General features: G+C 74.1%; 19 protein-coding genes and 1 riboswitch. Of the genes, 3 read left to right on the top strand and 16 right to left on the bottom strand.

Annotated elements, in window-relative coordinates; translation table 11 throughout:
• Positions 1–10: 10 nt before the first annotated feature.
• Positions 11–141, bottom strand: a riboswitch (FMN riboswitch).
• 188 nt (positions 142–329) lie between these two features.
• Positions 330–1,355: an MBL fold metallo-hydrolase gene (locus AB0L00_RS33860; RefSeq protein WP_345358182.1), complete on the top strand. Its 1,026-nt coding sequence runs from the start codon at positions 330–332 to the stop codon at positions 1,353–1,355.
• A gap of 1 nt (position 1,356) precedes the next feature.
• Here AB0L00_RS33860 and rpe read toward each other — a convergent pair whose 3' ends face one another.
• Positions 1,357–2,022: a ribulose-phosphate 3-epimerase gene (rpe, locus tag AB0L00_RS33865; protein ID WP_364441263.1), complete on the bottom strand. Its 666-nt coding sequence runs from the start codon at positions 2,020–2,022 to the stop codon at positions 1,357–1,359.
• Positions 2,023–2,095: 73 nt separating this feature from the next.
• Positions 2,096–3,028: a LysR family transcriptional regulator gene (locus tag AB0L00_RS33870; RefSeq protein WP_364441264.1), complete on the bottom strand. Its 933-nt coding sequence runs from the start codon at positions 3,026–3,028 to the stop codon at positions 2,096–2,098.
• Positions 3,029–3,156: 128 nt separating this feature from the next.
• On the opposite strand from AB0L00_RS33870, the gene AB0L00_RS33875 reads away from it, so the two are divergent.
• Positions 3,157–4,440 carry a pyridoxal phosphate-dependent aminotransferase gene (locus tag AB0L00_RS33875; RefSeq protein WP_364441265.1) on the top strand — a complete coding sequence of 428 codons (1,284 nt, stop codon included), beginning with the start codon at positions 3,157–3,159 and terminating at the stop codon, positions 4,438–4,440.
• Between the two features lie 149 nt (positions 4,441–4,589).
• Here AB0L00_RS33875 and AB0L00_RS33880 read toward each other — a convergent pair whose 3' ends face one another.
• The 4 genes from AB0L00_RS33880 to AB0L00_RS33895 all read right to left on the bottom strand — a co-directional run bounded on the left by AB0L00_RS33880 (position 4,590) and on the right by AB0L00_RS33895 (position 10,044).
• On the bottom strand, positions 4,590–5,975 hold the full coding sequence (locus AB0L00_RS33880) for a transcription antitermination factor NusB (RefSeq protein WP_364441267.1): 1,386 nt from the start codon (positions 5,973–5,975) through the stop codon (positions 4,590–4,592).
• Positions 5,975–6,901 carry a methionyl-tRNA formyltransferase gene (gene fmt, locus AB0L00_RS33885; RefSeq protein WP_345358167.1) on the bottom strand — a complete coding sequence of 309 codons (927 nt, stop codon included), beginning with the start codon at positions 6,899–6,901 and terminating at the stop codon, positions 5,975–5,977. The genes AB0L00_RS33880 and fmt overlap by 1 nt, the downstream gene beginning before the upstream one ends.
• 19 nt (positions 6,902–6,920) lie before the next feature.
• Positions 6,921–7,466 (bottom strand): peptide deformylase, encoded by a 546-nt coding sequence (gene def / locus AB0L00_RS33890; protein WP_364441268.1) that lies wholly within the window; start codon positions 7,464–7,466, stop codon positions 6,921–6,923.
• Between the two features lie 67 nt (positions 7,467–7,533).
• Positions 7,534–10,044 carry a primosomal protein N' gene (locus tag AB0L00_RS33895; RefSeq protein WP_364441401.1) on the bottom strand — a complete coding sequence of 837 codons (2,511 nt, stop codon included), beginning with the start codon at positions 10,042–10,044 and terminating at the stop codon, positions 7,534–7,536.
• Positions 10,045–10,335: 291 nt separating this feature from the next.
• On the opposite strand from AB0L00_RS33895, the gene AB0L00_RS33900 reads away from it, so the two are divergent.
• Positions 10,336–10,647, top strand: a complete 312-nt coding sequence (locus AB0L00_RS33900; RefSeq protein WP_364441269.1) for a hypothetical protein — start codon at positions 10,336–10,338, stop codon at positions 10,645–10,647.
• Between the two features lie 9 nt (positions 10,648–10,656).
• Here AB0L00_RS33900 and AB0L00_RS33905 read toward each other — a convergent pair whose 3' ends face one another.
• The 10 genes from AB0L00_RS33905 to AB0L00_RS33950 form a co-directional block, all read right to left on the bottom strand.
• Positions 10,657–11,046 (bottom strand): MmcQ/YjbR family DNA-binding protein, encoded by a 390-nt coding sequence (locus AB0L00_RS33905; RefSeq protein WP_364441271.1) that lies wholly within the window; start codon positions 11,044–11,046, stop codon positions 10,657–10,659.
• A 12-nt stretch (positions 11,047–11,058) separates the two neighbouring features.
• Positions 11,059–11,256 carry a hypothetical protein gene (locus AB0L00_RS33910; protein ID WP_364441272.1) on the bottom strand — a complete coding sequence of 66 codons (198 nt, stop codon included), beginning with the start codon at positions 11,254–11,256 and terminating at the stop codon, positions 11,059–11,061.
• Positions 11,257–11,379: 123 nt separating this feature from the next.
• Positions 11,380–12,594 carry a cytochrome P450 gene (locus AB0L00_RS33915; RefSeq protein WP_364441274.1) on the bottom strand — a complete coding sequence of 405 codons (1,215 nt, stop codon included), beginning with the start codon at positions 12,592–12,594 and terminating at the stop codon, positions 11,380–11,382.
• A gap of 202 nt (positions 12,595–12,796) precedes the next feature.
• The gene (metK, locus tag AB0L00_RS33920; protein WP_364398071.1) at positions 12,797–13,990 is read right to left on the bottom strand and encodes a methionine adenosyltransferase; all 1,194 of its coding nucleotides are present in this window, start codon (positions 13,988–13,990) and stop codon (positions 12,797–12,799) included.
• Positions 13,991–14,107: 117 nt separating this feature from the next.
• Positions 14,108–15,292, bottom strand: coding sequence for a bifunctional phosphopantothenoylcysteine decarboxylase/phosphopantothenate--cysteine ligase CoaBC (gene coaBC, locus AB0L00_RS33925; protein WP_364441403.1), 1,185 nt, complete (start codon positions 15,290–15,292; stop codon positions 14,108–14,110).
• A 135-nt stretch (positions 15,293–15,427) separates the two neighbouring features.
• Positions 15,428–15,694, bottom strand: coding sequence for a DNA-directed RNA polymerase subunit omega (gene rpoZ / locus AB0L00_RS33930; protein ID WP_252782944.1), 267 nt, complete (start codon positions 15,692–15,694; stop codon positions 15,428–15,430).
• Between the two features lie 14 nt (positions 15,695–15,708).
• The gene (gene gmk, locus AB0L00_RS33935; RefSeq protein ID WP_364441405.1) at positions 15,709–16,293 is read right to left on the bottom strand and encodes a guanylate kinase; all 585 of its coding nucleotides are present in this window, start codon (positions 16,291–16,293) and stop codon (positions 15,709–15,711) included.
• Between the two features lie 55 nt (positions 16,294–16,348).
• Positions 16,349–16,675: an integration host factor, actinobacterial type gene (mihF, locus tag AB0L00_RS33940; RefSeq protein WP_252782942.1), complete on the bottom strand. Its 327-nt coding sequence runs from the start codon at positions 16,673–16,675 to the stop codon at positions 16,349–16,351.
• 908 nt (positions 16,676–17,583) lie between these two features.
• The gene (gene pyrF / locus AB0L00_RS33945) at positions 17,584–18,282 is read right to left on the bottom strand and encodes an orotidine-5'-phosphate decarboxylase (RefSeq protein WP_345358138.1); all 699 of its coding nucleotides are present in this window, start codon (positions 18,280–18,282) and stop codon (positions 17,584–17,586) included.
• The gene (locus tag AB0L00_RS33950) at positions 18,279–19,307 is read right to left on the bottom strand and encodes a dihydroorotate dehydrogenase (RefSeq protein ID WP_364441275.1); all 1,029 of its coding nucleotides are present in this window, start codon (positions 19,305–19,307) and stop codon (positions 18,279–18,281) included. The genes pyrF and AB0L00_RS33950 overlap by 4 nt, the downstream gene beginning before the upstream one ends.
• Between the last annotated feature and the right edge of the window lie 58 nt (positions 19,308–19,365).

A 19,365-nucleotide genomic window follows, 5' to 3' on the forward strand; every position in this document is an offset into this window, starting at 1 on the left:
AAGGACACGGCCGCGTGCTGCCTCCCATCCGGACTTTAACCGTCGGTCCCGGAGTTCCACCGGGTCAACCGGCCGATGGTTTCGGCCGGGTCGCGGACTGTCACCGCCGGTTCGGACTTTCACCGACCCCGGAGCACGCTTTCACTGACTCACAACCAGTGTGCCATGCCGGGCATTCCGTGCCACATGTGAGGATGCACACGCGTCCACATCTGGACAAGCAAGCGCTCGCTTGGTAGCGCGACCAGGGTCGGCGCGCGAACGCTTCTCGCGCCTCTGGTTCCATATAGGTCGAATGTCGTTCTGGTTGGAGAGATGAGGGCGGGCCGATGACGCAGCGAACGGAGTGGATCGAGCCTGGAGCGTTCCAGGTCGCGCCGGGTGTGCACCGCATCCCGCTACCGCTCCCGAGCGACGGCCTGCGCGCCGTCAACGTCTACGCCATCACCGGCGAGGACGGCCTGGTGCTGATCGACGGCGGCTGGGCGCTGGAGGAGTCCCGGCGGCAGCTGGAGGCGGCGCTGAAGGAGCTCGGCCACGGCCTCGGGGACATCACCCGGTTCCTCGTCACGCACGTCCACCGCGACCACTACACGCAGGCGGTCGCGGTCCGCCGGGAGTTCGGCACGCGGGTCAGCCTCGGCATCGGCGAGCGGCCCACGCTCGAACTCCTCACCCGGCCGGTGCGCCGGGAGGACTCCCCGCAGCTCGCGCGGCTCCTCGCCTGCGGCGCGGGCCCGCTCGTGGAGCGGCTGAAGGCCGCCTGGAAGGAGGGCGGTCAGGACCGGCTCGACTGGGAGATGCCCGACGACTGGATCGACGGCCGCACCGCGGTGCCGCTCGGCGAACGCGAGCTCCTCGCCGTCCCCACGCCGGGCCACACGCGGGGGCACCTCGTCTTCGCCGACCTCGACGCCGGGCTGATGTTCGCCGGGGACCACGTCCTGCCGCACATCACGCCGTCCATCGGCTTCGAGAGCGCGCCGGACACGTCCCCGCTCGGGGCGTACCTCGACTCTCTCCGGATCGTCCGGGAGATGCCCGACCTGCGGCTCCTGCCCGCCCACGGGCCGGTCACCGACAGCGTGCACGCCCGCGTCGACGCCCTGCTGGAGCACCACGCCGAGCGCCTCGACGCGAGCGAGGCGGCGGTCACCGCCGGCTCCGGTACGGCGTACGAGACGGCGCGCGCGCTCACCTGGACCCGGCGCGGCCGCGCCTTCGACGACCTGGACCTGTTCAACCAGATGCTGGCCACGACCGAGACCCAGGCGCACCTGGAGGTGCTCGTCACCCAGGGCCGGCTGCGCGGCCGCGCGGACGGCGACGGTGTGACGATCTACGAGACGCCGTGAGTCAGGAGGCGTACGCGCCGCTCGCCCGCTCGCGCAGGGAGCGGACGGCCTCGGCGGGGTCGTCGGCGGAGTAGACCGCCGACCCCGCCACGAAGACGTCCGCGCCCGCCTCGGCGCAGCGCTCGATCGTCTCGGCGCCCACGCCGCCGTCGACCTGCAGCCAGACGTCGAGGTCCCGGCCCTTGATCAGGTCACGGGCGCGGCGCACCTTCGGCAGCACCATGTCGAGGAACGACTGCCCGCCGAAGCCCGGCTCGACCGTCATCACGAGCATCATGTCGATCTCGGGGAGCAGGTCGGCGTACGACTCGACGGCGGTGCCCGGGTTCAGGGCGAGGCCCGCGCGGGCGCCCGCCGAACGGATCGCCCGCAGCGTGCGGATCGGGGCGCTCGCGGCCTCCGCGTGGATGGTCACGCTGCCCGCGCCGGCCTCGGCGTAGCCCGGCGCCCACCGGTCCGGGTCCTCGATCATGAGGTGGCAGTCCAGCGGCAGGGGCGTGACCTTGAGCAGCGACTCGACGACCGGCAGCCCGAGCGTCAGGTTGGGAACGAAGTGGTTGTCCATCACGTCGACGTGGATCCAGTCGGCGTTGGACACCGCCGTGACCTCGTCGGCGAGGCGGGCGAAGTCGGCGGACAGGATGCTGGGAGCGATTTGCACGGCCATGATGCCGTCAAGTTTAAAGACGGCGGTCCGCGCCCCGACGGCGGGCGGCTCGGTTCACGCCGACGGCCGTCGCTCACCCGTCCTCGGGGGTGCGGGCGCCGGGGCGGCGGGCGTCGAGGTCGGCGGCGGCGGACTTCAGGGCCTCGACGGTGACCGCGACGGACGGGCGGCGCACGCTCGCGGTCCGCACGACGGCGTACACGTAGCGGGTCATCGCCCGGGGCAGGCTGCGCACCGCGATGCCCGGCACCCCCAAGGTGAGGGCGAGGCTGGGGATGGCGGCGACGCCGACACCCCGGGCGACGAGGCCGAGGATCGTGCCGAGGCCCTCGAACTCCCACGGCATCGACGGGGCGCCGCCGACGTCGGTGAGGAGCCGGTCGAACGCCTCGCGCGACGGTTCGCCGGGCGGCGCCGCCATCCACGGCTCCTCCCGGAGACGCCGCAGGTCGAGCCGGACGTCCGGGTCGGCCGCCCAGTGATCGGACGGCACGACCAGGACGACCGGGTCGTGCATGAGGAGCGTGAACCGCAGGCTGCCGCCCCCGCGCGTCGGCAGGCGGCCCGTCCAGTCGTCGATCAGCGCGACGTCGACCTCACCGGAGCGCACCTGCGGCAGGCCGTCGCCGGCGCTCTGGCGGAGCTGGAACGTCAGGCCCGAATGCCGGCGCAGACCGTGCGCCAGCGCCGGCGCGAACGCCACGGCCGCGGTCGGGAACGCGGTGAGGACCACGTGCCCGGAAGGCTCGGGCTCGGCCATGTCGGCCTCGGCGAACTCGATCATCCGGAGGATGCGCTCGGCGTGCCGGACGAGCCGTCGGCCGGCATCGGTCAGCTCGGCGCTGCGCGCGGTGCGGTCGAGGAGCGTCGCGCCGACCTCCCGCTCGAGCACGGCGAGTTGCTGGGACACGGCCGACGCGGTGTAGCCCAGCGCCTTCGCGGTGGCCGCGATGCTGCCGCGCTCGGCGAATTCGCGTAGCAGGCGGAGCCGCCGGACGTCCAGCATAAGCGCATCTTATGCAGACCAGCGGAAAGCCTCGCTTGTGGTGATGCACTGGAAAGCTGAACGATTGAGGGGCACGGCGCCGCGCACGACCACTTTTCCGTCCAAATGCTCCCTTGGAGTCGTTCGATATGTCAGTCGCAATCTCCGCGACTCTCGCCGCCAACGAAGCGCTCGACCATCGCCGACGGGCCGGTCTGCCGGTTCTTCCCCTGGCCTTCGGGGAGGCCGGGCTGAACGTCCACCCCGGGCTCGAACGCCGGCTCGGCGCGGCGGCCGGGCGCGGCGCCTACGGCCCCGTCGCGGGCAGCGCCACCCTGCGGGACGCCGCCGCGGGGTACTGGCGCCGCCGGGGGCTGCCCGCCGATCCGGACCTGGTCGTGGCCGGACCCGGCAGCAAGCCCCTCCTGTACGCCCTCCTGCTGGCGATCGGCGGAAGCGTCGTGGTCCCCCAGCCGAGCTGGGTCAGCTATGCCGCCCAGACCCGCCTGATGGGCGCCGAGCCGATCTTCGTCCCCACCCGCCCCGGCGAGGGCGGCGTTCCCGACCCCGAGCTCCTGACCGGTGCGGTGTCCCGGGCGAGGGCCGCCGGTCACGCCGTCCGCAGCGTCGTTCTCACGCTCCCCGACAACCCGACGGGCACGCTCGCCCCGGAGGACACCGTCCGCGGGCTCTGCGAGGCCGCCCGCGAGCTGGACCTCGTGATCATCGCCGACGAGATCTACCGCGACCTGGTGTTCGACCAGCGCGCCGACTTCCCGTCGCCGGCGCGGTTCGCGCCGGAGCGCACGGTGACGACCACGGCGCTGAGCAAGAGCCTCGCGCTCGGGGGCTGGCGGATCGGCGTGGCCCGGCTGCCCGAGGACCTGTGCGGCCTGCGCGACCGGCTCGCCGGGGTGGCCAGCGAGATCTGGTCGAGCGCGTCCGGCCCCGTCCAGGAGGCGGCGGCCTACGCCTTCGGCGAGCCGGCCGAGATCGCCGACCGGGTCGCGGCGAGCCGCCGCCTGCACGCGGCCGTGGCGACCGCGATGGCGGAGCGGTTCGCCGGGGCCGGAGCGCGCGTGGTGACCCCGCAGGGCGGGTTCTACTGCTATCCGGAGTTCGCCGGGCCGGTCGGCGACCACCTGCGCGAGCGGTTCGGGATCGAGACCTCCGCCGACCTGGCGGACCTCCTCCTCGAGGAGCACGGCGTCGGGGTGCTGCCCGGCAGCGCGTTCGGCGACCCGCCCGAGGCGTTGCGGCTCCGGGTGGCGAGCAGTCTGCTGTACGGCGACACTCCCGAACAGCGCGACGTCGCTCTCGGCGCGCCCGACCCGCTCACCCTGCCCTGGATCGCGGCCGCCCTGGACCGTGCCACCGAAGTGCTGACGGAGCTGACCGCCCGCGTCCGCGAGGCGGTCCCCGCCTCCGTCTGAGCCCCGAGCCGGGCCACGCGCCCGGCGACCCCCCACGCGCGGCAACGGATCAAGGAGACCGCCGACGGCGACTGAGGGCGGTCGACCGCCGCCCTGGAGGCCACCGGCGACTCAGGACGGTCGGGCAGGACACCGCGCCCGGCGAGGGGTCAGGAGCGGCGGCGCAGGAGGGCGAGGAACATCGCGTCGGTGCCGTGCCGGTGCGGCCAGAACTGGGCGTACGGGCCGTCGCCCAGGCCCGGCACCTCCTTCAGGTGCGCGGGCGCGTCCAGCCGCTCCACGTCGTCCCGGCCGCGCAGGACGTCGTCGACGACGACCCTGGTCTCGGCCAGGTGCGGCGAGCAGGTGACGTACGCGACCACGCCGCCGGGCCGTACGGACTCCAGCGCCGACGCGAGGAGCCGCCGCTGCAGCGGGCCGAGCTCGGCCACCGCCTCCGGGCTACGCCGCCAGCGGGCCTCCGGGCGGCGGCGCAGCGCGCCCAGGCCGGTGCACGGCGCGTCGACCAGCGCCCGGTCGAACGAACCGGGCCGCCAGGCGGGCCGGGTACCGTCCACGACCGCCACCTCGCCCGCCGCGTCGACGCTCTTCGCGACGAGCCGGGCGCGATGCGGCTGAACGTCGCAGGCGAGCAGGTGCGCGCCGCGCTCCCCCGCCAGCCCCGACAGCAGACCGGCCTTGCCGCCCGGCCCTGCGCACAGGTCGAGCCAGCGGCGGTCCGGGCCCTCGATCGCGACGCGGGCGAGGGCCAGGGCGACGAGCTGGCTGGCCTCGTCCTGGACCGCGGCGCGGCCCTCGGCGACCGCGGGGATGGAGCCGGGATCCCCTTCGGGGAGGTAGGCGGCGTACGGGGAGTACGCGGCGGGCTCGCCGCCGAGCTCGGCGACGGCCGCGCGGCCCGGGCGGGCCACGAGGGTGACGCGGGGACGCTCGTTGTCGGCGGCCAGCAGCGCCTCGACCTCCGCCGGTCCGGCCGCGTCGCGCAGCGCGTTGACGATCCAGCGCGGATGGCTGTGCACGACCGCGAGCCGCCCGGTCTCGTCCTCGGGCGCCACGATGCCCAGCCACGTGTCGAGGTCGCGGGCGGAGACCTTGCGCAGCACCGCGTTGGCGAACTTGGCCTGGCCGGGACCGGCCACCGAACGGGCCAGGTCGACGGTCGTTCCGACGGCGGCGTGCGCGGGGATGCGGGTGCGCAGCAACTGGTGGACGCCGAGCCGCAGGACGTTCAGCAGCGGCCGGTCGACCTTGGCCACCGGCCGGTCGCTGCACGCGTCGAGCACCGCGTCGTACGTGCCGCGCCCGCGCAGCGTGCCGTAGGTCAGCTCGGTCGCCAGCGCGGCGTCCCGGCCGGTCAGGCCGCGCTCGCGCAGCAGGGACGGCAGCAGCAGGTTGGCGTAGGCGTCGCGCTCGTCCACGGCCTGCAGCACGTCGAACGCGGTGCGGCGCACGGGGTCGCGCGGGCGGCGCCGCTGCGGAGGACGGTTGGGCCGGCCGCCCTGGCCGGGCGTGCGACGGGGTTGCCGGGGAGGCATCAGGTCAGCTCGTCCTCGTCGGTCGGGTGGACGCCGCGCGCCCAGGCGGCCGCGTCCATGCGCTGCTTGCCCTGCGGCTGGACCTGCCCGAGCAGCACCGGGTGGGTGCCGGTCCCGGCGAGGACCTCACGCTTGGTGACCCGCAGCCGGCCGGGCGCGAGCGGCTCCGCGTCCGGGGCGGGCCGGACCGGGCCCAGCTTGAGCCGCTCGCCGCGGAAGGTCGTCCAGCCCCCCGGCGCGGGCGTGCAGGCGCGCAGCAGCCGGTCGACGTGCAGGGCGGGCTTGGACCAGTCGACACGGGCGTCGTCCGGGGTCAGCTTGGCGGCGTACGAGACGCCGTCGACGGGCTGCGGGCGGGGCTCCAGCGCGCCGTCCTCGATGCCGTCCATCGTCGCGACGAGCAGGTGCGCGCCGGTCCCCGCCAGCCGGCCCAGCAGGTCGCCGCTGGTGTCCTCGGGCAGGATCGGCTCGGTGACGACGCCGAACACCGGCCCGGTGTCGAGGTCCGCCTCGATCTGGAACGTCGCCGCGCCGGTGATGTCGTCGCCGTGCAGCACGGCGTGCTGCACGGGCGCCGCGCCCCGCCAGGCGGGCAGCAGCGAGAAGTGCAGGTTGACCCAGCCGTGCCGCGGGATGTCCAGCGCCGAGCGCGGGATCAGCGCGCCGTACGCCACGACCGGGCAGCAGTCCGGCGCGATGTCCCGCAGCCGGTCGAGGAACTCCGGGTCCTTCACCTTCGCGGGCTTCAGCACCTCGACGCCCGCCTCGGCCGCCCGCTGCGCGACCGGGCTCGGCGTGAGCCGGCGCCCGCGCCCGGCGGGCGCGTCCGGGCGGGTGACGACCGCGACGACCTCGTGGCGGGACTCCAGCAGTGCCTCGAGGGCAGGCACCGCGGTCTCCGGTGTTCCGGCGAATACCAGGCGCACTAGCGGTCTCCGTCCGCGCTCACAGGGCCTTGCCGAACGTACGATGCGGGGAGTCCTTCACGATCGGCTTCGGCTCGCCGAACCACTCGGCCTCCCGGATCGCCTTCATCGCGGCCTTGCGCTGCTCGGGGTCGAGCCGGTCGATGAAGATGATGCCGTCCAGGTGGTCGGTCTCGTGCTGCACGCAGCGGGCCAGCAGGTCGGTGCCCTCCAGCACGATCGGCTCGCCGTACATGTTGAAGCCCTTGGCCACGACGCCGAAGGCGCGCTTGGTCGGGAAGGCGAGGCCGGGCAGCGACAGGCAGCCCTCGTCGCCGTCCTGCTGCTCCTCGGACAGGTCGAGGGTGGGGTTGACGACGTGACCGAGCTGCTCGTCGACGTAGTAGGTGAAGACCCGCAGGCCGACGCCGAGCTGCGGCGCGGCCAGCCCGGCGCCCGGCGCGTCGAGCATCGTGTCGGACAGGTCCTTGACCAACGTCCGGAGCTCCTTGTCGAAGTCCTTGACCGGATCCGCCGGGGTCCGCAGGACCGGGTCACCGAAGAGGCGGATGGGCTTGACTGCCACGTACGGCTCCGTTCGACGTGCTGGGGCTGAAGCCTCCAGTCTACGGAGGTCGCGGTACCGGATTCGCTCAGATGAGCTCCAGCGGGTCGATCCGCACGCGGACCACCTCGGTGGTCTTGCGGGCGCTCCGGGCGGCCTGGGCGGTCTTGAGGCACCGGGCCAGCACGGCGCCGCGGGCGCGGTCCACCCGGATCAGGGCGCGCTCCTGACCGTCGCCGACCTCCACCGGCCCCAGCACCTCGGCGTCCGGCGGCAGGTCGGCCGCCTCCACCAGCTCGCGGACGGCCTGCGGCGTGCCGGTCAGGGACGCCATGCGCACGGCGGGCGGGAAGCCGAGCTCCCGGCGCTCGGCCAGCTCCCGTTCGGCGAACGTCACGGGGTCCCAGCGGAGCAGCGCCTGCACCGGGGCCAGCGCGCCGTCCGCGAGCACGACGACCGGCCCGCCGGGGCGGACGAGGCCGGCGGCGTTCGTCCACCGGCGCAGCGTCTCCTCACCGGCCCGCAGGTCGGCGCGGCCGAGCAGCACCCAGCCGTCGAGCAGCAGCGCGGCCGCGTACCCCTCCGCGGGCGCCGGCTCCGCGCCGGGGGTGGCGACGACCAGCGCGGGCTCGGCGCCCACGGTCGCGAGCACGCCGTCCCGTCCCGAGGTGCGGATCGGCACGCCGGGGAAGGCGCGGCCCAGCTCCTCCGCGGTGCGCCGGGCGCCCACCACGACCGCCCGTACGTGCCCGCTCCCGCACTCCGGGCAGCGCCACGCCCCGGCGATGCGACCGCACCACCGGCAGTACGGCGCGGCGTGCCCCGAGGTCAGCGCCAGCGGCCCCTCGCACTCCTGGCAGCGCGCCGGCCCCCGGCAGCGGGCGCAGGCGAGGGCCGGGACGTAGCCGCGGCGCGGCACCTGGACGAGCACCGGCCCCTTCTCCAGTCCCTGCCGGGCCACCCGGAACGCCAGGTGCGGCAGCCGCGCGGTGCGGGCGGCCTCGTCGCGGGCGAGTTCGGCGTCGTCACCGGCGGGCCGGACGTGCGGCATCGACCGCCGCAGCCGGTCCCGGTCCGGGACGAGCGGGTGCGCCCAGCCCGTCTCCACGAGCTGGGTGGCGTCGGTCGTGCGCGTGAACCCGCCGATCAGCGCGCCGGCTCCGGCCCGGTGGGCGCGCAGCGCGAGCACCTCGCGGGCGTGCGGGTACGGGGCGTGCGGCTCGGCGTGGACGTCGTCGCCGTCGTCCCAGAGCACGACGAGGCCGAGGTCGCGCACCGGGGCGAACATCGCGGCGCGCGTCCCGACGACGGCGGTCACCTCGCCGCGCAGCACGGCGAGCCAGCGGCGGTAGCGCTCGGCCGGGCCGAGTTCGGCGGTGAGCGCGACATGGCGGTCCGAGCCCAGCGCGGCCTCGAGGGCCGTGTCGACCCGCGCCACCTCCCGGCCGTCCGCGACCACGATGAGGACCCCGCGTCCACCGTCCAGGGCGGCTCGCGCGGCGCGGGCGACCGCGTCCGTCCAGTCGGTCCCCGGCAGGGCGGTCCACACCGCCCGGGGCGCGCGCCCCTCCCGCAGCGCGGCGAGGAACGATCGCCCCGCCCGGTAGGCGTCCCACGGCCCGGGACCGCCATCGGCCACCCCAGCCCCCTGGCCGCCTTCGGCGCCCGGTCCAACAGGCTCAGCGCCCCGCCCGGCGGCCTCGACGCTCGGCCCGGCAGGCTCAGCGCCCGGCCCGCGGACCTCGACGCTCGGCCCGGCAGCCTCGGCGTCCGGCCGGACAGGCTCAGCGCCCGGCCCGGCAGGCTCAGCGCCCCGCCCGGCAGGCTCAGCGCCCCGCCCGGCAGGCTCAGCGCCCTGCTCGGCGGTCTCGACGCTCGGGGCGGCGGCCTCAGCGGCGGAGCCGGTGTCATCAGTGACCGGACCGGGGGCCTCGGCGTCCGGCCCGGCGGTCCGGGCGTGCGCCTCCGCCTCGGCGGGCTCGGTGTCCCCTTGCCGGCCGGCCTCGCCGATCGACGCCTCGGCGAGGGCCCGGTCCAGGTCGGCGCCGGGTTCGGCGCCACCGGCGTCCGTGGCCGTGGTCGCCTTCTCCTCGTCCTCGTCCTCGTCCAAGCTGACGGTCACGGCCGCATCGGGTCTCCGCTCCGCTTCGACGCGGGCGTGCCGGGGCGGGACGGCGAGGCGCAGGACGTCGGCGAAGGTGCCGGCGTAGCGGTCGGCCACCTCGCGGACGAGCGCGGCGATCTCAGGCGTCAACACGGGCTCGGGGGAGATCACGCGGTCGATGAAGGACAGCCGCCCACCGTGGTCGCTCTCCTCGACGCGGTCGAGCAGGAAGCCGTCGACCAGCTGACCGGCGAACCGCACCCGTACCCGGCAGCCCGGCACCGCCTTCTCGTCGAGCTTGGCGGGGACCAGATAGTCGAACGGCCGGTCCAGGTGGGGCAGGGAGACGTCGACGGCGACCCTGGCGACCTTCAACGTCTCCGCGGGCCGCCGTACGCCCTTCGCCGGCGCCTTTCCGGGCGTCGTGCGGCCGGCGCGCGCGCCCGGACCGGCGGCCGCACCCGCGCCAGGGGTGGCGGCCGTCAAGCCGTCCATCCCGGGGATCTGGGGAGTGGTCCCGAGCCCCCCGCCGTCGTTCGCCATTCCCCCGTCCTACCAGATCGCACGGACGCCGACGCCGCCGCGAACCGGCGGGAACCCCTGATCCACGTCGACGCCCTGGAACGCGTCTATCTGAAGCCCGACGGCAGGGCCGGCATCAATCGCCTGACCCGCGACGCCGGCGACGCGGCGTACGGCGGCTCTCCCGGGCTGACGGAGAAGGCGAGCGTCCTGGCCGCCCACCGGCTGGCCCAGGGCGCCCCTGAGGAGGAGCGGCTGCCGCTGTTGCTCACCGTCGGCTTCGCCGTGCAGAACGCGACGTGGAAGGCGATCCCCCCGGAGACGGCCGAGCTCTACCACCGGGCGCTCGAGTCGGTGGATCAGGCCCCGCTCGCCGCGCCGTGCCCGCATCCCGACGGACACCCCGGAGTCGACGTGGCGGCCGGGGACCGGGCGCGACTCGCGAGGGCGCTGCACGACCCGGGCGCGGAGAGGGGGGTGGCGGTGGACGAGGCCGCCGTGCGATGCCCGAGATTCGCCGCCGAGCGGGCCGTCGCGCTGCTCCGCCTCACCGGTGAACACCTCACCCACGGCTGAGCGCTCCGGTCACCGGCGCGGGACGCCGGTGACCGGGCTCGGTCCGAGATGTGCGGCGGCGACGCGCTTGGGCACGACCATGCGCCAGGCGTCCTGGACGAGTTCGCGCATCTCGTCCTCGTCGAGCGCGGCCAGGCGCACGTCGACCCAGTTGAAGCGCTGGTCGGAGAGGCGAGGCAGGCGGAACCTGTCCGGCTCTCCGGCGACGAGCGCGGCGCGCTCCTCCTTCGGGAAGGCGAAGCCCATCCACTCCTCGTCGGCGGAGAGCGCGACGTAGACGATCCGCCCGACGCGGAACTTCACGCGGTCCCTGATCAGATGCTCTTCCGTACGCGGCAGCGCCGACGCGACGCGCCGTACGTCCTCGACCGTGACCATTCCCGCCCGCCTCTCCCGCACGGTCCCTATGGTCTAGCGGTCCGGCGCGGCACAGGCGAGTCCGGCGTCCTCAGTGGCGTCGTCCACGCGGGTCCGGCCTGGCGGTCCCTCCGGGACGTGATGCCGTTCGAGCCGGGCGGCGACGGCCAGGGCTCGCAACGAGTGCGACCTGACCAGATGTTGCCGGGGACCGGCGGACCGGTTCCGGCGTTCGGGGATGCTGCTGTTCACTGATGACCTCCAGAGGTGGGGAACGTCACAGTGACCGCTAAAGGGTCACATGCGTCTCTACTACCCCAGAGCGCAAGATCATTCGTGAATATTCCGATAAGTGAATGAATTACCGGTCGGGTATCAGACCGCCGTGAACGTCACCGGCAGGTGCCGCAGGCCGCGCAGGCCGCCGATGTGCCGGGGCAGCTCCTCGTACGGCACCGCGAGGGCGAGGTCGCCGAGCCGGCGCAGCACCGTCCCGATGGCGATCCGCCCCTCCAGCCGGGCCAGCGGCGCGCCGAGGCAGTAGTGGACGCCGTGCCCGAACCCCAGGTGGGCGCCGGCCGGACGCGCGACGTCGAGGCGGTCCGCGTCGTCGAACTCGGCGGGGTCGCGGTCGGCGATCGCGGTCGCGATGATGACGGTCGCCCCCCGGGGAACGCGCACTCCGCCGATCTCGAGGTCCTCCGCCGCGATGCGCAGGATGCCCGGGTCGACCGGCCCGTCCCAGCGCAGGAACTCCTCGACGGCGTCCGGGAGCAGACCGGGATCGTCCCGAAGGAGCTTGAGCTGACCGGGGTGGGCGAGCAGCGCCGCGATCCCGTTTCCGATCAGGTTGACCGTGGTGACATAGCCCGCGACCAGCAGCAGGAAGGCCATCGCGACCAGCTCGCCCTGGTCGAGGCGCTCGTCCCGGTCGGTGGCGATGATCAACGCGCCGAGCAGGTCGTCGGCGGGATCGCTCCGCTTCGCCGCCAGCAGCCCTTCCAGATAGGACCACATCTGCCGCCACGCCCGGTCCACGGCCGCGACGTCGGGCCGGTCGGGATGCTGGGTGAGCATGACGTTCGTCCACTCCTGGAAGCGGTCCCGGTCCGTCAGCGGCACGCCGAGCAGTTCGCTGATCACCGTGACCGGCAGGGGCAGGGCGAACTCCTCGATCAGGTCCGCCCGCCCGGCCGGCGTGATCGCGTCCAGCAGCCGATCCGCGATCTCCTGCACCCGTGGTTCGAGCTGCGCCACCCGGCGGACCGTGAACGCCTGCGACACCAGACGGCGCAGCCGCGTATGGTCGGGCGGATCGAGGCGGATCATGCTCCGCATCGCGCCGTCCCGCTCCGCGGCGGGCAGCATTTCCAGGAGCCGGTGGTCCGTGGCGCGGCGAAGGTCGCTGCTCAGACGAGGGTCCGTGAGCGCCTCCCGGGCATCCTCGTACCGCGTGACCAGCCAGGCCTCCAGCCCGCGGACGGTGACGACCCGGCGGACCGGGCCGCCTTCGCGGAGCCGGCGGTAGAAGGGGTACGGATCGGCGAGGAAGTGCGGATTCTCGTACGGAAAGACGATCGGCTCACTCATCCGGCCCCCCGACCCCGGTCACGACGGCGGCGCGCCCAGCCGTCCGTACGTCCTGGTCTCCCCGCCCGGACCGGCTCTCAAGCTTCGGACTCGTCACGGACGGTGACCGGCGGCTTCAGCGCCTCGCCGCGTCGCCCGGCCGGGAAACGGCGAGGCCGCCTCGGACGGGTGTCCGGGGCGGCCTCGTACGGAGCGGATCGGGTCAGAGACCCGCGGCCGACTTCAGGGCGTCGGCGCGGTCCGTGCGCTCCCAGGAGAAGTCCGGCTCCTCGCGGCCGAAGTGGCCGTACGCCGCGGTCTGGGAGTAGATCGGGCGCAGCAGGTCGAGGTCGCGGATGATCGCGGCCGGGCGGAGGTCGAAGACCTGGAGGACGGCCTCCTGGATCTTCTCGATCGGGAGCTTCTCGGTGCCGAAGGTCTCGATGAACAGGCCGACCGGGTGGGCCTTGCCGATCGCGTAGGCGACCTGGGCCTCGCAGCGGTCGGCGAGACCGGCGGCGACGACGTTCTTGGCGACCCAGCGCATGGCGTACGCGGCGGAGCGGTCGACCTTGGAGGGGTCCTTGCCGGAGAACGCGCCACCGCCGTGGCGTGCCATGCCGCCGTAGGTGTCGATGATGATCTTCCGGCCGGTGAGGCCCGCGTCGCCCATCGGGCCGCCGATCTCGAAGCGGCCGGTCGGGTTGACCAGCAGGCGGTAGCCCTCGGTGTCGATGTCCAGGTCGGCGAGGACCGGGTCGACCACGTGCTCCTTGACGTCGGGGCTCAGCAGGTCGCTGAGGCTGATGTCGGGAGCGTGCTGGGAGGACACGACGACCGTGTCGAGCCGGACCGGGCGGTCGCCGTCGTACTCGATCGTGACCTGGGTCTTGCCGTCCGGGCGGAGGTAGGGCACCACGCCGCTGTTGCGGACGGCGGACAGGCGCCGGGCCAGCCGGTGCGCGAGGGTGATCGGCAGCGGCATCAGCTCGGGCGTCTCGCGGCAGGCGTAGCCGAACATCAGGCCCTGGTCGCCGGCGCCCTGCCGGTCGAGCTCGTCGGAACCCTCGCCCTCGCGGGTCTCGTACGCGTCGTCGACGCCCTGCGCGATGTCGGGCGACTGAGCGCCGATGGAGACGGACACGCCGCAGGAGTGGCCGTCGAAGCCCTTGCTGGAGGAGTCGTAGCCGATCTCGAGGATCTTCTCCCGGATGACGCCGGGGATGTCCACGTACGTCTCGGTGGTCACCTCACCCGCGACGTGAACCTGACCGGTGGTGATCAGCGTTTCGACGGCGACGCGGCTGCGCGCGTCGTCCTTCAGCATCGCGTCGAGGACGGCGTCGCTGATCTGGTCGGCGATCTTGTCGGGGTGACCTTCCGTCACGGATTCAGAGGTGAACAGGCGACGAGACACGTAGGTGTACTCCTTGCAGCGGCTGCTGACTGACGTAGCAGAGTGGTCATTTCCGGTGGCCGAAGTCTAGCCGGGGCCGGTCGAGCGACGCTTGAGGCGTACGGAGGACCGGCGGCTTCACTCTAGCCGTCCGGCCACCTGATCCCATACGACGTCGGCGAGCGCCTCCTTCGAGCCGCGCGGCACGTCGACGGAGCCGCCGTCGGCCGAGAGGATCACCGCGGCGTTGTCCGGGGCGCCGAACGTCAGCCGCTCCCCCACCTCGTTGACCACCAGCAGGTCACAGCCCTTGCGGGCGAGCTTCTCCCGGCCGTGGCGCAACACGTCGTTCGTCTCGGCGGCGAATCCGACGATCACCTGTCCGGGGCGGCGCGCGGTGACGAGCTCGACGAGGACGTCGGGGTTCTTGACCAGGCGGATCGGGTCCGGTTCGACCTCGTCCGTTTTCTTGATCTTAACGTCGCGGTAGCCGGCCGGCCGGAAGTCGGCCACCGCGGCGGCCATCACCACGGCGTCGGCCTCGCCGGCCGCCTTGAGCACGGCGTCGCGCAGTTCGAGCGCCGAGCCGACGCGAAGGACGTCGGCGCCCGCCGGGTCCGGCAGCGCGACGTTCGCGGCGACGAGCGTGACCCGGGCGCCGCGCGCGAGCGCGGTCCGCGCCAGGGCGTACCCCTGCAGGCCGGACGAGCGATTTCCGATGAACCGCACCGGGTCGATGGGCTCCCGGGTGCCGCCCGCCGACACGACGATGTGGCGGCCGGTGAGGTCGGCCGGCAGGTCCTGCCGCGCCAGGACGAGGCGCGCTGCGTCGAACAGGGCGTCCGGATCGGGCAGCCGCCCCTTGCCGGAGTCGGCGCCGGTCAGCCGCCCGACGGCCGGCTCGATCACGACGCAGCCCCGCGAGCGCAGCGTCGCGACGTTGGCCTGGGTCGCGGGGTGCTCCCACATCTCGGTGTGCATCGCGGGCGCGAACACGACCGGGCACCGGGCCGTCAGCAGGGCGTTGGTCAGCAGGTCGTCGGCGAGGCCGTGCGCCGCACGGGCCAGCAGGTCGGCGGTGGCCGGGGCGACGAAGACGAGGTCGGCGCCCTGCCCGAGGCGGACGTGCGGCACCTCGGCGACGCCCGACCAGACCTCGGTCGTCACCGGCTCGCCGGACAGCGCCGCCCACGTCGGCTCGCCGACGAAGCGCAGCGCGTCACGCGTCGGGATCACCCGGACGTCGTGCCCGGACTCGGTCAGCCGCCGCAGCAGCTCGCAGACCTTGTACGCGGCGATGCCGCCGCCCACCCCGAGGAGCACGCGGGGCCGCCCGGACCGCGCCGCGACCTCACTCACCGGCAGGCCCTTTCACCGGGCACGGCGCGGCGCCGATGGGACGCCGCGGACGCGCGCGGGTCGGGGGCGGGACACGCCCCGGGGCCGCCGGAGGACAACTCAGGCGCCTTCGATGGCCTCGGAGTGAAGCAGGCCCTCGCGGACCTCGCGCAGCGCGATCGACAGCGGCTTCTCCTGAACCTGGGTCTCCACCAGGGGACCGACGTACTCCAGGAGGCCCTCGCCGAGCTGGGCGTAGTAGGCGTTGATCTGACGGGCGCGCTTGGCCCCCATGATCACAAGGCTGTACTTGCTGTCGACGATCTTCAGCAGGTCGTCGATCGGCGGGTTGGTGATGCCTTCGGCACCAGGGGCATTCGATGCCACTCCTGCGCCTTCCGCTAGTCGGAGTTCGGTGGTTGTGCAGCCAGCAAGGCTACCAGCTCGGCGCAGACGTCCTGGACGGACGTGTTGACGAGCGTGACGTCGAACTCCTTCTCGGCCGCCAGTTCGATGCGGGCGGCCTCGAGGCGGCGTTCGATCACCTCGGCGGGCTCCGTGCCACGGCCGACCAGGCGGCGGACCAGCTCGTCCCAGGACGGCGGCGCGAGGAACACGAACAGCGCCTCCGGCATGGCCACGTGCACCTGACGGGCGCCCTGCAGGTCGATCTCGAGCAGGACCGGCACGCCGGCTTCGAGGTGCTCAAGCACCGCGCGGCGCGGCGTGCCGTACCGATTTCCCGCGAACTCGGCCCACTCGAGCAGTTCCCCCTCGCCGACGAGCCGATCGAACTCGGCTCCGTCGACGAAGAAGTAGTGCACACCGTGGACCTCGCCAGGACGAGGGGCACGAGTTGTCACCGAGACCGACAGCCACACCTCCGGGTGGGCCCGCCGGATCTCGGCGACGACCGTGCTCTTGCCGACGCCGGACGGTCCGGAGAGGACCGTCAGGCGCCTGGACGGGATGGAGCCGCCCGCCATGGGGATGGCGGAGCCGGCCGCGGCGGTCTGCCCGCCGCGCCCGTCCGCGGCTCGGTCAGCGATTTCCACCGCCGCCGAACTCACGCTCGAGAGCGGCGCGCTGGTTGGCACCGAGACCCCGCACGCGGCGGGACTCGGCGATACCGAGCCGCTCCATGATCTGCTTGGCACGGACCTTGCCGACGCCAGGCAGGGACTCCAGCAGAGCCGACACCTTCATCTTGCCGATGACATCGTCGGCCTGCCCATCCTTGAGAACCTCAGCGAGGGAGGTACCCCCGTGCTTGAGCCGGTCTTTGACCTCGGCACGCTCTTTGCGAGCCTTTGCAGCCTTTTCCAGGGCTGCGGCGCGCTGTTCAGGGGTTAGGGGCGGAAGCGCCACGCCGGGTCACCTCGTGTTTCCACTCGATTGAGTCGGACGGCTTGGGAACCTAGCGAGTTCGGGGCCCATAAAGCAACGTGAAAGGCCATATAGCCCGGTTTTAAGTTACCGATGTCACTCTATGCGGTGTCCTCATCACTCACTGTATTGAAAGTAGGGGGTTCTTACACCCCGAACCGTACGACGGCCTGGCGTTTCTTGCGAGCGGAAAACGGGCCAGTCAAGCGCCCCCGGACCGCCCGGTGCCCCCGGATCGCCCACACCGTTCGGGACGGCGCGATCCCGCGCCTCCGACCCGCCGGACCCCGCCCACGGCACCAAACGGCGGACGGCCCACGCCGGCCCCTGGAGGCGCGTACGGCGGGCGGCCCAACGCGGCCCCCAACACTCCCCCCGGAGACGCGTTGCCCGTGGCGGCCGGGGCCCTGGGTGGCCCATACCGGCCCCCAGCGCCTCTCTGGGGACGCGTGGGGCCCGAACAGCGCGACACCGCTCCCGGGCCTCACAGGGGCTCACGCCGACTCCTACGGGCCGTGTACGGGGGCCGGGCGTTCTGAGCGCCCCTCGGAACGCCGGGGCCGTACGCCGGCCCTGTGCGGCCCGCGTGCGGCCGGGCGATCCCCGCCCGATGGCGGTTGGCCGGCGCGGACCGCATACAACCCGCGAAGGGCCGGCTCGAACCCCCTACGGCCCACGAAGGACCGGCGCGAGCCCCTACGGCCCACGAAACGCCAGCACGGACCACGAGCGGGTCGCGGAGGGTCGGCGCGGGCCGCGTACGGCCCGCGAAGGGCCGGCACGGACCATGTGCGGCCCGCGAAAGGCCGGATGGCGGACGACCGGCGGACACACGTAAGGCCCGTGGAGCGCCGGCGCGGGACGCGTGCGGCCCGGCAAAGTCGGAGCGGTCAGGCGGCGCCGGTGCGGCGGAGCGCCGCCGCGATGCCCGCCGCCGCGGCGCCCGGGTCCGGGGCGCCGGTGATGGGCCGCCCGATGACGAGAAGGTCGGCTCCGGCCGCGAGGGCCTCCTCCGGGGTGGCGACCCGCGCCTGGTCCTGCGTCGCGCTGCCCGCGGGCCGTACGCCCGGCGTGATGAGCGTGATGTCGGGCCCGACCTCCGCCCGGACGTCCGCGACCTCGCGGGGGGAGCACACCAGCGCCTGGGCGCCGGCTCCGACCGCCAGAGCGGCCATGCGGCGCACGACGTCGGAGGCCGAGCCGCCCAGTCCCAGCGCGTCCAGATCGGCCTCTGACAGCGACGTGAGGACCGTGACGGCCGCGATCTTGGTCTGCGGGGCCGCCTCGACGGCCGCGCGGATCATGGCGGCGCCGCCGCCGGCATGCACGGTGAGGTACGCCGGCTTGAGGCGGGACACCGCGTGCGCGGCGCCCGCGACGGTCGCCGGGATGTCGTGCAGCTTCAGGTCGAGGAAGACCTGGACGCCGCTGGCGCCGCGGACGCTGGCGACGACGTCGGGGCCGTAGCGCAGGTAGAGCTCCAGGCCGACCTTGACCGTGCTGACGTGCGGGGTGACCAGCGCGGCCCAGCGCGCGGCGGTCTCGAGGTCCGCCGCGTCGAGCGCGACGGCGATGGGAGCGGTGTTCACTGGGTGGTCTCCTGTTCGATCGGCTCGGTAGAGCCCGCGCCGGCGGTGTCCCCGGCGACCGCCAGGCCGACGTTCGGGTCGATGCGGCGGTGGAGGCTCCCCGCCGGTTTGTGGGCGAGCCCCACGAGGTCGGCGAGCCGGTCGATGCCGCGCTCCTTCAACGCCCCCTCGAGCTCGCGCAGGATGCGTACGCACGCCGACGGGTCGTGCAGGGTGGCCGTGCCCACGGCGACGGCCGAGGCGCCCGCCAGGACGAACTCCAGGACGTCCAGGCCGGTCCGGATCCCGCCGATCCCGACGATGGGCACCTCCGGCAGGGCGGCGTGCACCTGGTAGACGCAGCGGACCGCCACGGGGCGGATCGCCGGTCCGGACAGTTCGCCGGTGATGCCGGCGAGCCGGGGGCGGAGGGTGGTCGTGTCGATGGCCATGCCGTGCAGCGTGTTGATCATCGACAGGCCGTCCGCTCCGGCGTCGGCGCACGCCATGGCGACGCCGACGATGTCGGTGACGTCGGCCGACAGCTTGGCGACCACGGGGAGGCGGCGCGGCGTGCTCACGCGCACCGCGCGGACGAGGCGGCCGGCGGCCGACGGGTGGGCCGCGAACATCGACCCGCGGTCCTCGACGTTGGGGCAGGAGAGGTTGATCTCCACGGCCGCGACGCCGGGCGCGTCGCCGAGCCGGCGGGCCACCTCGGCGTACTCCCCCACGCTGCCGCCGGCGATCGACACGACGACGCGGGCCTCCCGCTCGGCGAGCCAGGGCAGGTCGTGCCGCAGGAACGTCTCGATCCCCGGGCCCTGCAGCCCGGCGGCGTTCAGGACGCCGGAGGGGGTCTCGGTGAGCCGGGGGGCGGGGCGGCCGGCGCGCGGCTGCGGGGTGATGGACGGCGTCACGAGCGCGCCGAGCCGGCCGACGTCGAAGAAACGGCCCAATTCGCGGCCGGTCCCGCCGCAGCCGGCCGCGGTCAGCACCGGGTTCGGCAGCGTGAGGCCGCCGAGGCTGGTCTCCAGATCGATCATGAGACCTCCTTCGTCGGTCTCATGATCAAGATGCTGTGCTCACCGATTCCCTCGCTTC

Source organism: Actinoallomurus sp. NPDC052308, assembly GCF_040679195.1.
GTDB classification, from domain to species: Bacteria; Actinomycetota; Actinomycetes; order Streptosporangiales; family Streptosporangiaceae; genus Actinoallomurus; species Actinoallomurus liliacearum.

Coding starts and splice junctions, on each gene's coding strand:
- gmk (WP_364441405.1), bottom strand. CDS start 16,293: ATGGCGGGCGGCTCCATCCCGTCCAGGCGCCTGACGGTCCTCTCCGGA.
- AB0L00_RS33880 (WP_364441267.1), bottom strand. CDS start 5,975: ATGCCTCCCCGGCAACCCCGTCGCACGCCCGGCCAGGGCGGCCGGCCC.
- AB0L00_RS33875 (WP_364441265.1), top strand. CDS start 3,157: ATGTCAGTCGCAATCTCCGCGACTCTCGCCGCCAACGAAGCGCTCGAC.
- AB0L00_RS33895 (WP_364441401.1), bottom strand. CDS start 10,044: ATGGACGGCTTGACGGCCGCCACCCCTGGCGCGGGTGCGGCCGCCGGT.
- AB0L00_RS33870 (WP_364441264.1), bottom strand. CDS start 3,028: ATGCTGGACGTCCGGCGGCTCCGCCTGCTACGCGAATTCGCCGAGCGC.
- AB0L00_RS33915 (WP_364441274.1), bottom strand. CDS start 12,594: ATGAGTGAGCCGATCGTCTTTCCGTACGAGAATCCGCACTTCCTCGCC.
- rpe (WP_364441263.1), bottom strand. CDS start 2,022: ATGGCCGTGCAAATCGCTCCCAGCATCCTGTCCGCCGACTTCGCCCGC.
- AB0L00_RS33860 (WP_345358182.1), top strand. CDS start 330: ATGACGCAGCGAACGGAGTGGATCGAGCCTGGAGCGTTCCAGGTCGCG.
- AB0L00_RS33950 (WP_364441275.1), bottom strand. CDS start 19,307: ATGATCGATCTGGAGACCAGCCTCGGCGGCCTCACGCTGCCGAACCCG.